This window comes from Streptomyces sp. NPDC039423 (genome assembly GCF_055598725.1).
The window spans coordinates 274305-287307 of sequence record NZ_JBVKAH010000008.1 but is presented as its reverse complement, the minus strand read 5'-3'; the positions used below and the strand labels follow the sequence as shown (position 1 = coordinate 287307).

Sequence of the window (13003 nt, the reverse complement as noted above, 5' to 3'; positions counted from 1 at the left end):
AGCGAGACGATGAGCTACCCCGCCGACAATGGTGGACCTGGTGCGGAGCGCAGTCTCGGCCAGCTGGTCGCCTCGGCGACCGCCGAGATGTCCGCGCTGGTGCACGACGAGATCGCGCTGGCCAAGGCCGAACTGCGACAGGACGTCAAGCGCGGCGCGATGGGCGGTGCGGCCTTCAGCGTCGCGGGTGTCTTCGCGCTCTTCTCGCTGCCCGTGCTGAGCTTCGCCGCCGCGTACGGCATCCACAACCTGGGACTGGGGCTCGCCTGGTCCTTCCTGATCGTCGGCGGCGTGTACCTGCTGCTGGCGGGGCTGCTGGCGCTGCTCGCGGTGTCCAAGTTCAAGAAGGTCAAGCCGCCGGAGCGGTCCATCGCCTCGGCCAAGCGGTCCGCCGCCGTGCTCGGCAACGCCAAGCCGCACCCGCGTGAGACCCCCGGCCGTCCGGTTCGTCCCGCCCTGACGGTCAAGGACGAGGCCGAGGTTGTGGCACGCTCGTCCGCATGACGGTCCCTGAGAGCACCACCGGCAGTCCCGTACGGATCGATGGTCCCTGGACGCATCGTGACGTGGCGGCCAACGGGGCGCGCTTCCACATCGCCGAGATGGGCGACGGTCCGCTGGTGTTGCTGCTGCACGGCTTCCCGCAGTTCTGGTGGACGTGGCGGCACCAGCTCCCCGCGCTCGCCGACGCGGGGTTCCGGGCGGTCGCGATGGACCTGCGGGGCGTGGGCGGCAGCGACCGTACGCCGCGGGGTTACGACCCGGCGAACCTGGCGCTCGACATCACCGGTGTGGTGCGGTCGCTCGGCGAGCCGGACGCCGCGCTGGTGGGCCACGACCTGGGCGGGTACCTGGCGTGGACGGCGGCGGTGATGCGCCCGAAGCTGGTGCGCCGGCTGGCCGTCTCGTCGATGCCGCACCCCCGCCGCTGGCGTTCGGCGATGCTGTCCGACTTCTCGCAGTCGCGTGCCGGGTCGTACGTCTGGGGCTTCCAGCGGCCGTGGCTGCCGGAGCGTCAGCTCGTCGCGGACGACGCGGCGTTGGTGGGGCGGCTGATCCGCGACTGGTCCGGCCCGGGCCAGGAGCCGAGTGAGGACGCGATCGACGCGTACCGGCGGGCGATGACCATCCCGTCGACGGCCCACTGCTCGATCGAGCCGTACCGCTGGATGGTGCGGTCGCTGGCGCGCCCGGACGGCATCCAGTTCAACCGCCGTATGAAGCGGCCCGTCCGGGTTCCCACGCTGCACCTGCACGGCTCGCTGGACCCGGCCATGCGGACGCGGAGCGCGGCGGGTTCGGGCGAGTACGTGGAAGCCCCGTACCGCTGGCGGCTGTTCGACGGCCTGGGGCACTTCCCCCATGAGGAGGACCCGGTGGCGTTCTCCACGGAGCTGGTCAACTGGCTGAAGGACCCCGAACCGGACCGGTAGTCACCGCCCGGGCACGGGGAGACGACCACACGCTCGTCCGACGAACGGGTTGTACGACGAACAGCCAATTGCCCGGCGCATAGGCCAATTGGCGGGCCCGGAGGCGGTTACCGACCATGGGGCCCGGGCAGACGTCGGGGTATGGGCTGGACGCACGACTACGCTGACTCAGCACGGAACCGCCGCGCGGCCTCTGCGCCGATTCCCCAGAGGAGCGGCCCCCCGGTCGCCCAGGGGGCGGACCTCCGACTCGGGATCCCCCGTATCCTCCGCCGCCGCGCCCGCTGGGTCTCCGCGCGTCTCCGCCACACCCGCGACTAGGACACGATCCAGCGGCGGGCCGAGCGCGACCAGGCGACGGGCCGAGCGCGACCAGGGGCGGGCCGGGCAGACCGGTCGCCGCCCCGGGAGCGGGCTCGGGTCAGAGGGCGCAGCCCTGGCTGTCGACCTGCTGGCCGGCGGTCCGGCCGAGCTCGATGTCCTGCTGGATCTCGTCGGCCGTCAGGGCGTAACCGGTGTTCGGGTCGTCCAGGCTCCTCGCGAAGATCACCCCGTACACCCTGCCGTCCGCGGTGAGGAGCGGGCCGCCGGAGTTGCCCTGGCGGACCGTGGCGTACAGCGAGTACACGTCACGGCGGACCTCGCCGCGGTGGTAGATGTCCGGTCCGTCGGCGTTGATCCGGCCGCGCACGCGCGCGGAGCGGACGTCGTAGGCGCCGTTCTCCGGGAAGCCCGCGACGATCGCGCTGTCACCGCTGCGCGCGTCCGCGTCCGCGAACCGGAGCGGCTTGGCCTCCAGGTCGGGTACGTCCAGTACGGCGATGTCGCGCTGCCAGTCGTACAGGACCACCTTGGCGTCGTACCGCCGGCCCTCGCCGCCTATCTGGACGGTCGGCTCGTCGACCCCGCCCACGACATGGGCGTTGGTCATCACGCGGCGCTCGGCGAAGACGAAGCCGGTGCCTTCGAGGACCTTGCCGCAACTCGGCGCCGTACCGACGACCTTGACGATGGAGCTCTTGGCGCGGGCGGCCACCGGGCTTCCGGCGAGCGCCGGGTCGGGGGCGCGGACCTCGGTGATCGGCTCGTTGGCGAACGGGCTGAAGACCTGGGGGAAGCCGTTCTGCGCCAGTACGGAGGTGAAGTCGGTGAACCACGTGGTGGCCTGGGTGGGCATCACGCGGGAGACGCCGAGCAGCACCTTGGAGTTGCGGACCTCCTTGCCCAGGGTGGGCAGGGTGGTCTGGGCCAGGAACGAGCCCAGCAGCCACGCCACGAGCAGCATCGCGACCACGTTGACGAGGGCGCCGCCGGTGGCGTCCAGCGCGCGCGCCGGCGACCAGGTGATGTGGCGGCGCAGCTTGTTGCCGAGGTGGGTGGTGAAGGCCTGCCCCACGGAGGCGCACACGATCACGATGACGACGGCGACGATGGCGGCGGTCGTCGACACCTTGGCGTTGTCCGTCAGCGGCCCCCAGACGAGGGGGAGGAGATAGACGGCGACGAGCCCGCCGCCGAGGAATCCGATCACCGACAGGATGCCGACGACGAAGCCTTGGCGGTACCCGACGATCGCGAACCACACGGCGGCGACCAGCAGCAGAATGTCCAGCACGTTCACCGTCATTAGCCTCGCAGATTCGTCTCCGGTCGCCCCAGTCGCCCCGTTCGGCCGCCGGAGCACAGCGTCAGCCTGTCATGAGCGCCAGTCGAGCGGGACCTGCTTCTCCCGGTCCCAGGGGCGCTCCCAGCCGGCGAAGTGGAGGATCCGGTCGATCACCCCGGCGGTGAAACCCCAGACCAGGGCCGATTCGACCAGGAATGCCGGACCTCGGTGGCCGCTGGGGTGGACGGTGGTGGCGCGGTTGGCCGGCTCCGTGAGATCCGCCACGGGAACGGTGAAGACCCGGGCCGTCTCGGCCGGGTCGACGGCCCGGAACGGGCTCGGGGCGCGCCACCAGCCGAGGACGGGCGTCACGACGAAGCCGCTGACCGGGATGTAGAGCCGGGGCAGCACGCCGAAGACCTGTACGCCGGCGGGGTCGAGGCCCGTCTCCTCCTCGGCCTCGCGCAGGGCGGCACGCAGCAGGCCGTCGGCCTCCGGGTCGCCGTCCTCGGGGTCCAGGGCGCCGCCCGGGAAGGACGGCTGCCCGGCGTGCGAGCGGAGGCTGCCGGCGCGCTCCATGAGCAGCAGCTCGGGGCCGTGGTCACCCTCCCCGAACAGGATGAGCACCGCGGACTGGCGGCCCCCGGTCTCGGGCGGCAGGAACCGGCTGAGCTGCTCCGGCGCGACGGTCCGGGCGGCCCGCGCGACCGGCTCCAGCCACTCGGGCAGCCCCTCCTCGCTCACGACGACCGGCGCCCCCGCGGCCGTGCCCCCGGCCGCCGCCCGGGGATGGGCGGGGGTGGTGGCGGTGGTGGGGCTGGGGGTGGTGGGGTGCGCGGGGAGCACCGGATCGGTGGAGGCCGGGGCGGAGGGCCGGGCGTGGGCGGCGGCGGGGTGCGCGGAGGCGACGGGTCGCGCCGGGACCGGGGCGGCGGCGGGAGCGGCGGATTCCGGTCCGGCGGCGGCATGCGGGGCGGGCGCGGCCCCGGACGCCGGCGCGGTGCCGTGGGTGCGGCGCGGGGCGGTGGGCTCGATGCCCGCCGGCGGGCCGGGCCGGGGACCGGCCGGCCGGGCCGGGCGGTCGCTCCCGCGGTCGTACGTGTCTTCCTCAGCGCGCGTCATAGGCACCCCCGGCTTCACCACGCGTTCCTGCCACTGGTTCGTTCCGTCACTCGTCACCGGTGCCCAGCGGCGCCGCCGGGCTGCCGGGGTAGTCCGGAGGCGGGGCGAGCCGCTGGCCCGGGTAGCCGCCCATCTCGTACTTGAGGAGCTTCCTGGCCTTCTCCGGGTCGGTCTCGCCCTCCCCGTACGCCGGGCACAGCGGGGCGATCGGGCAGGCACCGCAGGCCGGCTTGCGGGAGTGGCAGATGCGCCGGCCGTGGAACACCACCCGGTGGGACAGCATGGTCCACTCCGACTTGGGGAAGATCGCGCAGATCTCCGCCTCGACCTTCTCGGGGTCCTCCTGCTCGGTCCACTTCCACCGCCGGACCAGCCGGCCGAAGTGGGTGTCCACGGTGATGCCCGGCACACCGAAGGCGTTGCCCAGGACCACGTTCGCCGTCTTGCGGCCCACGCCCGGCAGCGTCACCAAGTCCTCCAGCCGGCCCGGGACCTGGCCGCCGAAGGTGTCCCGCAGGGCGGCGGACAGGCCCAGCAGCGACTTGGCCTTGGCGCGGAAGAAGCCGGTCGGCCGGATGATCTCCTCCAGCTCCTCCGGGGCCGCCGCCGCCATGTCCTCCGGCGTCGGGTACTTCGCGAACAGCGCGGGCGTCGTCTGGTTCACCCGGAGGTCGGTGGTCTGGGCCGACAGGACGGTCGCGACGAGCAGTTCGAAGGGGTTGCGGAAGTCGAGCTCGGGATGGGCGTACGGATAGACCTCGGCCAGCTCGCGGTTGATCTTGCGGGCGCGGCGCACCATCGCCAGGCGTGATTCCGGCTTCCAGGGCCGGACGGCCCTCTCGTCCTTCGCGGCCCTCTCACCGCCGGCGGCCTTCGCCGTCTTGGCGGTCGTCGCGGCCTTGGCGGTCTTGGCGGTCTTGGCGGCTTTGGCCGTGTTGGCGGTCTTCGCCGTCTTGGCCACCTTCGTCACTTTGTCCGCTTTTGTCGCTTTCTTCGCCGCGGCCGGCACATGTTCGCCCACAGCGGAATTCTGTTCCCCGGACACTCTCCCGGCCCCCTTGGCCTGCGCTCTCACCGGCGAATTGGACACCCGGCCAGCCTAAGCTGCCCCAGGGACATGTGCCCCGGCCATGATGGATCAAGACCCAATCGGGCCCCTGCCGTACGGACACGCGTACCAGTGCGTCAAACTTGTTGTGATTGATCGCACTGTTTTACCGTCCGGCATCATGGGACCCACCGTCCCTGAGCAGGTCGACATAGGAGAGATTCGTGGACGACGTTCTGCGGCGCGCCCCGCTCTTCGCGGCGCTCGATGACGAGCAGGCCGCGGAGCTCCGCGCCTCGATGAGTGAAGTGACGCTCGCCCGTGGCGACGCGCTCTTCCACGAGGGCGATCCGGGCGACCGGCTCTACGTGGTCACCGAGGGCAAGGTGAAGCTCCACCGCACGTCCCCCGACGGACGCGAGAACATGCTCGCCGTCCTCGGTCCGGGCGAGCTGATCGGTGAGCTGTCCCTCTTCGACCCGGGGCCGCGTACCGCCACCGCCACCGCCCTCACCGAGGTCAAGCTGCTCGGCCTCGGCCACGGCGACCTCCAGCCCTGGCTGAACGCCCGCCCCGAGGTCGCCACGGCCCTGCTGCGCGCGGTCGCCCGCCGCCTCCGCAAGACCAACGACCAGATGTCCGACCTGGTCTTCTCCGACGTGCCGGGCCGGGTCGCCCGGGCGCTCCTGGACCTGTCGCGCCGCTTCGGCGTGCAGTCCGAGGAGGGCATCCACGTGGTGCACGACCTCACGCAGGAGGAGCTGGCGCAGCTCGTCGGCGCCTCCCGCGAGACGGTCAACAAGGCCCTCGCCGACTTCGCCGGCCGCGGCTGGCTGCGCCTGGAGGCGCGGGCCGTGATCCTGCTGGACGTCGAGCGGCTCGCCAAGCGCTCGCGCTAGTACGCGACGCCACGCGACGCGACGGACCACACGCGCCGAAGGGCCGCCCCGGACATCTCCGGGGCGGCCCTTCGCGCGTCGCGGTCCGTCAGTTCTTGGTGCCGTCCACGATCAGCGGGTTGCCGCTGCCGCCGCCGCACGGCACCGCGTACACCGGGTTCTTGGCGGCCGCCTCCTTGTAGGCGTCGATGCACTGGTTCAGCAGCACCTTGTCGCTGAGCGAGTTGTTGAGGATCTTGTTGGCGCGGGCGATGCCCTCCGCCTCGATCCGGCGCCGCTCGGCCTCCGCCTTCGCCGTACGCGCGGCCTCCGTCGCCCGTTCGGTCGCCTGCTGCTGCTGGATCTTCCGGTCGATCTGGTTCTGGAGCTGGTCCGACGGCTTGACGTTCCGGAGGTTCACGGTCGTCACGTCGATGCCGCGCGGGGCGAGGCGCTCCTTGATCAGGTCGGCGATCTCGGTGTTGATCTGCTCGCGGGCGGTGGCGTAGCCCTCCTCGCTCGTGTGGCGGGCGAAGACGTTACGGATGATCTCCCGGCTGTCGGGGAAGACCAGGCGCTGCTGGATGGCCTCCTCGCTGCCGGCCAGCTTGTACAGCTCGACCGCCTTGGCCGGGGTCACGGCCCACTTCACCGTGACCTCCACGTACATCACACCGCCCTGCGAGGAGCGGACCTCGACGACGTCCTTGTCGGACAGGTTGAGGTCGACCGGGCGGGTCGAGAAGGTCGTGACGTTGGTGAACGGCGAGGTGAAGTTCATGCCGGCCGTCATGGGCGTGCCGACCTTGCCGAAGGTGACGGGCACGCCGACCTCGTACGCGCTGATGACGTGCAGGCAGCTGGTGACGGCGGCGAACAGACCGGCGATCAGCGCGCCGGCCGAGCCGAGCTTGAGGCCGCGGCTGTCGTTGCCGCGGGCGACGAAGAACAGCACCACGGCGGCGATGAGCAACAGGATGGACAGGACGAACACGGCGGGATCCCCCCAGGGACGGAGCACAGAAGTAAGCGGAGCGTAAGGCATTGGCCTCCGGCCGGTCCTCCATGCCCGGGCAGCGTCCGGGCCCGGCCCCAACGGAAGGTCCCTGTCCCCGCACCTCCGGCCCCGCCGGGAGGTCTCTGTCCCCGCACCTCCGGCCCCGCCGAGCTCCCGGCCCCGGGCTCCCGCGCGGCCCCGCGTAGCCCGCACAGGCCCCGGTGGCCCCATGTACGCCTCGCCCCGGCGCGGGCCGCACACGGGGCCGCGACCCCGGCGCCGGTCCCTCAGATGAGGCCGTGCTCCGTCAGGTACTCCAACTGCGCCCGCACCGACAGCTCGGCCGCCGGCCACAGGGACCGGTCGACGTCCGCGTACACGTGCGCGACGACGTCCGCCGCCGTCCGGTACCCGTTCTCGACGGCGGTCTCCACCTGGGCGAGCCGCGTCGCGCGGTGGGCCAGGTAGTACTCGACCGCCCCCTGGGCGTCCTCCAGGACCGGCCCGTGGCCCGGGAGCACCGTGTGGACGCCATCGTCGACGGTCAGCGACCGCAGTCGCCGCAGGGAGTCCAGGTAGTCGCCGAGCCGCCCGTCGGGGTGCGCGACCATCGTCGTACCGCGCCCCAGGATGGTGTCGCCGGTCAGGACCGCGCGGTCGGCCGGCAGATGGAAGCTCAGCGAGTCGGCGGTGTGCCCCGGCGTGGCGACGACCCGCAGCTCCAGGCCGCCGACCTCGACGGCCTTCCCCGCCGACAGTCCCTCGTCACCGAGCCGCAGCGCGGGGTCCAGGGCCCGCACGGCGGTCCCCGTCAGCTCGGCGAACCGCCCCGCGCCCTCGGCGTGGTCCGGGTGCCCGTGCGTGAGGAGCGTGAGCGCCACGCGCTTGCCGAGCTCTTCGGCGGTGTCGACGACCCGTCGCAGGTGGGCCTCGTCCAGCGGGCCCGGGTCGACCACGACGGCGAGCGGCGAGTCCGGTTCGGACAGGATCCAGGTGTTCGTGCCGTCCAGCGTCATCGCGGACGGGTTCGGCGCGAGGACGTTGACGGTCCGTTCCGTCGCGGGGCCGGAGACCACGGCTCCGCGCGGCTGGCCGGGGAGGGCGGCCGCGTCCGTCATGCGTCCCCACCCCCGGCGCCGACCCTCTTGGTGAACTCCTCGTGCCCCGGCCAGCTCAGCACCACCTGGTCGCCCTCCAGCCGTGCCTGGGCCAGCACGGGGGCGAGGTCCTGCTCCCGGGCCCCCGCCAGTGCCTCGGCGGGCGTCCCGTACCCCTCCAGGGTCCTCAGGGTGGCGATCGTCGGCGGCATCATCAGCAGCTCGCCCCGGTCGTACCCGGCCGCCGCGTCCGCCGGGCGGATCCAGACGGTGCGGTCGGCCTCCGTCGAGGCGTTGGACGCGCGCTGCCCGGCCGGCAGGGCGGCCACGAAGAACCAGGTGTCGTACCGGCGCGGCTCGAACTCCGGGGTGATCCACCGCGCCCAGGCGCCCAGCAGGTCGGAGCGGAGCACCAGGCCCCGCCGGTCCAGGAAGTCGGCGAACGCCAGCTCACGTGCCACCAGGGCCGCCCGGTCCGCCTCCCAGCCGTCGCCCGTGGTGTCGGCGACGACCGTGTCGGGCGCCGGGCCGGCCAGCAGGACGCCGGACTCCTCGTACGTCTCGCGCACCGCCGCGCACACGATCGCCTGGGCCTCGGCGGGCTCCCCGACCCCGAGCCGGGCCGCCCACTCGGCCGGCGACGGGCCGGCCCACCGGACCGGATGCTCGTCCCGGGGGTCGACGCCACCACCCGGGTAGGCGTACGCGCCGCCCGCGAAGGCCATCGACGTACGCCGGCGCAACATGTGCACCTCCGGCCCGTCGGCGCCCTCCCGCAACAGCAGCACGGTCGCCGCGCGTCTGGGGGTCACCGCCGTGAGGGTGCCGCCCGCGAGCGCGCGGATGCGGTCGGGCCACTCGGGGGGATACCACTGACCATTGGACATGGCCGGATGCTATGCGCATCCGTCGAGATGTTCGAGAGGGAGAAAGGTGGATACGGCGACGCCCCCGCGCCCACCCAGCGGGGACCGGCGACGCCCCCGCGCCCACCCAGCGGACCGGCGGCGACCCCGCGGCCACCCGGGCGTGGAGACGCCAACGGCCCCGCACCCACCCGGGGCACGGGGCCGTGTACGACCGGTCCGCTCAGTCCTGGACCAGCTCCACCTGGATCTCGACCTCGACCGGCGCGTCCAGCGGCAGCACCGCTACGCCCACCGCGCTGCGCGCGTGCACGCCCTTGTCGCCGAGCACCTCGCCCAGCAGCTCGCTGGCGCCGTTGAGGACGGCCGGCTGCCCGGTGAAGTCCGACGCCGAGGCGACGAACCCGACGACCTTGACCACCCGCGCGATCCGGTCCAGGTCACCGGCGACCGACTTCACGGCGGCCAGCGCGTTCAGCGCGCAGATGCGCGCGAGCTTCTTGGCCTCCTCCGGGGTGACCTCGCCGCCCACCTTGCCGGTGACCGGAAGCTTGCCGTCCACCATCGGAAGCTGGCCCGCCGTGTACACGTACACGCCCGACCGGACCGCCGGCTGGTACGACGCCAGCGGCGGCACCACGTCGGGCAGGGTCAGGCCCAGCTCGGCGAGCGTCGCCTCCACGCGGCCCGTCACGGCTTCGGCCGCTTCAGGTAGGCCACGAGCTGCTCGGGGTTGTTCGGCCCGGGAACGACCTGGACGAGCTCCCACCCGTCCTCGCCCCAGGTGTCCAGAATCTGCTTGGTCGCGTGCACGAGAAGGGGCACGGTCGCGTATTCCCACTTGGTCATGGAGCCGACTGTAGCCGCTGCCCGGGACCTCCTCCCGCCCAGGCGCCCCGCCCCGCACCACCCGCACCCCCGGCCCCGAGTCCTCGGCGGCCTCCGCCCCGCACCCCCGCCCGGCCCGGCCCGGCACGGCCGGAACCTTCCCGCGGCCGCACCGCCACCGCACCGCGCCACCCGCCTCGTCACGTCCCGCGACAGCACCGCGCCACCCGCCTCGTCACGTCCCGCGACAGCACCGCGCCACGCGCCTCGACCCGCCAATCCGACCCGGGGGCGTTCGGCGCAGGACCCGACTGGTTAGGCTCGAATGCGTGAGCAGGCTCCAGGTCGTCAGCGGCAAGGGCGGTACCGGTAAGACGACGGTCGCCGCCGCCCTCGCGCTCGCCCTCGCGACCGAGGGCAAGCGGACCCTCCTCGTGGAGGTCGAGGGCAGACAGGGCATCGCACAGCTCTTCGAGACGGAGGCACTGCCTTACGAGGAACGCAAGATCGCCGTCGCGCCGGGCGGGGGCGAGGTGTACGCGCTGGCCATCGACGCCGAACGCGCGCTCCTCGACTACCTCCAGATGTTCTACAAGCTCGGCTCGGCGGGCCGCGCGCTCAAGAAGCTGGGCGCCATCGACTTCGCCACCACCATCGCACCGGGCGTCCGGGACGTCCTGCTGACCGGCAAGGCGTGCGAGGCGGTACGCCGGCGGGAGAAACACGGGGGCTTCGTGTACGACCACGTCGTCATGGACGCTCCTCCCACCGGCCGCATCACCCGCTTCCTGAACGTCAACGACGAGGTGGCGGGCCTGGCGAAGATCGGCCCGATACACAATCAGGCCCAGGCCGTGATGCGGGTGCTGAAGTCCCCCGAGACGGCGGTCCACCTGGTGACCCTCCTGGAGGAGATGCCGGTCCAGGAGACCGCCGACGGCATCGCCGAGCTGCGGGAGGCCGACCTCCCGGTGGGTGGCGTGGTGGTCAACATGGTCCGCCCGCACGTCCTGGACGAGGACGCGGTGCGGGCCGCGGCGGGCGACCAGCGCCCGGGCATCACCAAGGCGCTCACCGCGGCGGGCGTGAGCGGCGCCGCCCGGCTGGTCGGCCCCCTGCTGGACCAGGCCTCCGAGCACGCCCGGCGGGTGGAGCTGGAGCGGGAGCAGCGGGAGGCGCTGGCGAAGCTCCAGGTGCCGACGTACGAACTGCCCTTCCTCGGGGAGGGCGCGGACATCGCCGGTCTCTACCGGCTGGCCAAGGAACTGAGGAAGCTCGGGGTGGGCGCATGACTCTCGACGGGGCTCCCGGCCTGGAGATCGATCCGCTGCTCGACGACCCGGCGACCCGCATCATCGTGTGCTGCGGCGCGGGTGGCGTCGGGAAGACCACGACGGCGGCCGCCCTCGGCGTACGGGCGGCCGAACGCGGCCGCAAGGTGGTCGTCCTGACCATCGACCCGGCCCGCCGGCTCGCCCAGTCGATGGGCATCGACCGGCTGGACAACGTGCCGCGCCGGGTGGACGGCATCAAGGGCGGCGGCGAACTGCACGCGATGATGCTGGACATGAAGCGCACCTTCGACGAGATCGTCGAGGGCCATGCCGAGCCGGCGCGGGCGGCGGCCATCCTCGCGAACCCCTTCTACCAGTCCCTGTCGGCCGGGTTCGCGGGCACGCAGGAGTACATGGCCATGGAGAAGCTGGGCCAGCTCCGGGCGCGCGAGGAGTGGGACCTGATCGTGGTGGACACGCCGCCGTCCCGGTCCGCGCTGGACTTCCTGGACGCGCCGAAGCGGCTGGGATCCTTCCTGGACGGCACGTTCATCAAGCTGCTGATGGCGCCGGCGAAGGTGGGCGGCCGGGCGGGCATGCGGTTCCTGAACGCCGGGATGTCGATGATGACCGGCACCCTGGGGAAGCTGCTGGGTGGTCAGCTCCTGCGGGACGTACAGACCTTCGTGGCCGCCATGGACACCATGTTCGGCGGTTTCCGTACGCGGGCGGACGCCACTTACCGGCTCCTCCAGGCACCGGGCACCGCGTTCCTCGTGGTCGCCGCGCCGGAGCGGGACGCGCTGCGGGAGGCGGCGTACTTCGTGGAACGGCTGGCGGCGGAGCGGATGCCGCTGGCGGGGCTGGTGCTCAACCGCGTGCACGGCAGCGGGGCGGCCCGGTTGTCCGCCGAGCGGGCACTGGCCGCGGCGGAAAATCTTGAAGAGGGCCGCATTGTGGATCAGGGGCCCGGGAAGACTGGTGTTCGTGGCCCCGACGGCACCTCTCCCGAGCCCGAGGCCCCCCGAACCACGGCAGCACGCCCCGACGCCCCCATCGCCACGGCTGCTGCCGACACCGATGTATCCGGTGCCCCGGTCGGCACCGACGGCGACACCACGACCGGCGCGGGTACCGGCCTGGTCGTCACGCCGCCCGCGGTCGCGGACGTGACCGCGGGTCTGTTGCGGCTGCACGCCGAGCGGATGCAGGTGCTCGCGCGGGAACGGCGCACGCGCGACCGGTTCGCCGCGCTCCACCCCGAGGTGGCGGTGACCGAAGTCCCCGCGCTCCCGGGCGACGTGCACGATCTGGCGGGCCTGCGGACCATCGGCGACCGACTCGCGGAAGGGCACCACTGAGGGACGGCCGACCCCGTTCGTGCCACGGATCCGTCCGGCGGCCTCACGACGTGCTCGCCATGTGCTCGCGACGTACTCGCGATGTGCCGGCGACGTGCTCGCGGTCCGCTCCGGTGTCCTCAGCCCACGGCCGCGTACGCCTCGTACGTCTCGTCGTCGTCCAGCGCGACGGGCAGGATGCCCGCGCTGCGCTCGTACTCCGTGCGCGCGGTCTCCAGCAGCCGGCGCCAGGACGTGACGGTCGGCCGCCGCCGCAGCAGAGCACGGCGCTCTCGTTCCGTCATCCCGCCCCACACGCCGAACTCGACGCGGTTGTCCAGCGCGTCCGCCAGGCACTCGGTCCGCACCGGGCACCCGGTGCACACCGCCTTGGCCCTGTTCTGCGCCGCTCCTTGTACGAACAGTTCGTCCGGATCGGTAGTGCGGCAGGCGGCCTGCGCACTCCAGTCAGCTACCCAGCCCATACCGGCGCCGTCCTCTCCCGAATCGAGGC

Annotated in this window: 15 protein-coding genes; 6 read left to right on the top strand and 9 right to left on the bottom strand. The window is 72.9% G+C overall.

The features are described 5' to 3' along the window. The first annotated feature begins 9 nt into the window (after window positions 1–9). The 3 genes from ACZ7LK_RS25570 (at window position 10) to ACZ7LK_RS25560 (ending at window position 1754) form a co-directional block, all read left to right on the top strand. The gene (locus ACZ7LK_RS25570) at window positions 10–504 is read left to right on the top strand and encodes a phage holin family protein (RefSeq protein ID WP_469462041.1); all 495 of its coding nucleotides are present in this window, start codon (window positions 10–12) and stop codon (window positions 502–504) included. Continuing rightward, window positions 501–1433: an alpha/beta fold hydrolase gene (locus tag ACZ7LK_RS25565; RefSeq protein WP_392275445.1), complete on the top strand. Its 933-nt coding sequence runs from the start codon at window positions 501–503 to the stop codon at window positions 1431–1433. Before ACZ7LK_RS25570 ends, ACZ7LK_RS25565 begins: the two co-directional genes overlap by 4 nt. Before the next feature lie 141 nt (window positions 1434–1574). Beyond that, window positions 1575–1754 (top strand): hypothetical protein, encoded by a 180-nt coding sequence (locus ACZ7LK_RS25560; protein ID WP_392275446.1) that lies wholly within the window; start codon window positions 1575–1577, stop codon window positions 1752–1754. Window positions 1755–1854: 100 nt separating this feature from the next. Here the strand turns inward: ACZ7LK_RS25560 and ACZ7LK_RS25555 are convergent, their stop codons facing one another. The 3 genes from ACZ7LK_RS25555 to nth all read right to left on the bottom strand — a co-directional run bounded on the left by ACZ7LK_RS25555 (window position 1855) and on the right by nth (window position 5122). Further along, the gene (locus ACZ7LK_RS25555; RefSeq protein ID WP_392275447.1) at window positions 1855–3054 is read right to left on the bottom strand and encodes a MarP family serine protease; all 1200 of its coding nucleotides are present in this window, start codon (window positions 3052–3054) and stop codon (window positions 1855–1857) included. 75 nt (window positions 3055–3129) lie between these two features. Continuing rightward, window positions 3130–3783: an NUDIX hydrolase gene (locus ACZ7LK_RS25550; RefSeq protein ID WP_392275697.1), complete on the bottom strand. Its 654-nt coding sequence runs from the start codon at window positions 3781–3783 to the stop codon at window positions 3130–3132. Between the two features lie 424 nt (window positions 3784–4207). Continuing rightward, window positions 4208–5122 (bottom strand): endonuclease III, encoded by a 915-nt coding sequence (gene nth, locus ACZ7LK_RS25545; RefSeq protein ID WP_471143611.1) that lies wholly within the window; start codon window positions 5120–5122, stop codon window positions 4208–4210. Between the two features lie 311 nt (window positions 5123–5433). Between nth and ACZ7LK_RS25540 the strand changes: the two genes are divergently transcribed. After that, window positions 5434–6108 carry a Crp/Fnr family transcriptional regulator gene (locus ACZ7LK_RS25540; protein WP_014046869.1) on the top strand — a complete coding sequence of 225 codons (675 nt, stop codon included), beginning with the start codon at window positions 5434–5436 and terminating at the stop codon, window positions 6106–6108. A gap of 88 nt (window positions 6109–6196) precedes the next feature. On the opposite strand, the gene ACZ7LK_RS25535 is transcribed toward ACZ7LK_RS25540, so the two are convergent. The 5 genes from ACZ7LK_RS25535 to ACZ7LK_RS25515 all read right to left on the bottom strand — a co-directional run bounded on the left by ACZ7LK_RS25535 (window position 6197) and on the right by ACZ7LK_RS25515 (window position 9896). Continuing rightward, a complete protein-coding gene (locus ACZ7LK_RS25535; protein ID WP_392275449.1) occupies window positions 6197–7081 on the bottom strand; it encodes a prohibitin family protein in 885 nt (294 codons plus the stop codon). 290 nt (window positions 7082–7371) lie between these two features. Continuing rightward, entirely contained in the window at window positions 7372–8202 is an 831-nt protein-coding gene (locus ACZ7LK_RS25530; protein ID WP_392275450.1) for an MBL fold metallo-hydrolase, read from the bottom strand. Next, window positions 8199–9068, bottom strand: coding sequence for an NUDIX hydrolase (locus tag ACZ7LK_RS25525; RefSeq protein ID WP_392275451.1), 870 nt, complete (start codon window positions 9066–9068; stop codon window positions 8199–8201). The genes ACZ7LK_RS25530 and ACZ7LK_RS25525 overlap by 4 nt, the downstream gene beginning before the upstream one ends. Window positions 9069–9270: 202 nt before the next feature. After that, the gene (locus ACZ7LK_RS25520) at window positions 9271–9741 is read right to left on the bottom strand and encodes a RidA family protein (RefSeq protein ID WP_064067273.1); all 471 of its coding nucleotides are present in this window, start codon (window positions 9739–9741) and stop codon (window positions 9271–9273) included. Next, complete coding sequence (locus ACZ7LK_RS25515) at window positions 9738–9896, bottom strand: DUF4177 domain-containing protein (RefSeq protein ID WP_086785308.1); 159 nt, start codon at window positions 9894–9896, stop codon at window positions 9738–9740. The genes ACZ7LK_RS25520 and ACZ7LK_RS25515 overlap by 4 nt, the downstream gene beginning before the upstream one ends. Before the next feature lie 308 nt (window positions 9897–10204). On the opposite strand from ACZ7LK_RS25515, the gene bagA reads away from it, so the two are divergent. Together bagA and bagB are read left to right on the top strand one after the other, a co-directional pair. Further along, window positions 10205–11167 carry an ATPase BagA gene (gene bagA / locus ACZ7LK_RS25510; protein WP_392275452.1) on the top strand — a complete coding sequence of 321 codons (963 nt, stop codon included), beginning with the start codon at window positions 10205–10207 and terminating at the stop codon, window positions 11165–11167. Continuing rightward, complete coding sequence (gene bagB, locus ACZ7LK_RS25505; RefSeq protein ID WP_392275453.1) at window positions 11164–12510, top strand: ATPase BagB; 1347 nt, start codon at window positions 11164–11166, stop codon at window positions 12508–12510. The genes bagA and bagB overlap by 4 nt, the downstream gene beginning before the upstream one ends. Before the next feature lie 119 nt (window positions 12511–12629). Here the strand turns inward: bagB and ACZ7LK_RS25500 are convergent, their stop codons facing one another. Then, window positions 12630–12974, bottom strand: a complete 345-nt coding sequence (locus tag ACZ7LK_RS25500) for a WhiB family transcriptional regulator (RefSeq protein WP_392275454.1) — start codon at window positions 12972–12974, stop codon at window positions 12630–12632. Window positions 12975–13003 lie beyond the last annotated feature (29 nt).

Bases quoted from the DNA above. Each gene is read 5' to 3' on its own strand.
- ACZ7LK_RS25530 (WP_392275450.1), bottom strand. From the start codon at position 8,202: ATGACGGACGCGGCCGCCCTCCCCGGCCAGCCGCGCGGAGCCGTGGTC.
- ACZ7LK_RS25570 (WP_469462041.1), top strand. From the start codon at position 10: ATGAGCTACCCCGCCGACAATGGTGGACCTGGTGCGGAGCGCAGTCTC.
- ACZ7LK_RS25560 (WP_392275446.1), top strand. From the start codon at position 1,575: ATGGGCTGGACGCACGACTACGCTGACTCAGCACGGAACCGCCGCGCG.
- ACZ7LK_RS25515 (WP_086785308.1), bottom strand. From the start codon at position 9,896: ATGACCAAGTGGGAATACGCGACCGTGCCCCTTCTCGTGCACGCGACC.
- ACZ7LK_RS25525 (WP_392275451.1), bottom strand. From the start codon at position 9,068: ATGTCCAATGGTCAGTGGTATCCCCCCGAGTGGCCCGACCGCATCCGC.
- ACZ7LK_RS25565 (WP_392275445.1), top strand. From the start codon at position 501: ATGACGGTCCCTGAGAGCACCACCGGCAGTCCCGTACGGATCGATGGT.
- ACZ7LK_RS25500 (WP_392275454.1), bottom strand. From the start codon at position 12,974: ATGGGCTGGGTAGCTGACTGGAGTGCGCAGGCCGCCTGCCGCACTACC.
- bagB (WP_392275453.1), top strand. From the start codon at position 11,164: ATGACTCTCGACGGGGCTCCCGGCCTGGAGATCGATCCGCTGCTCGAC.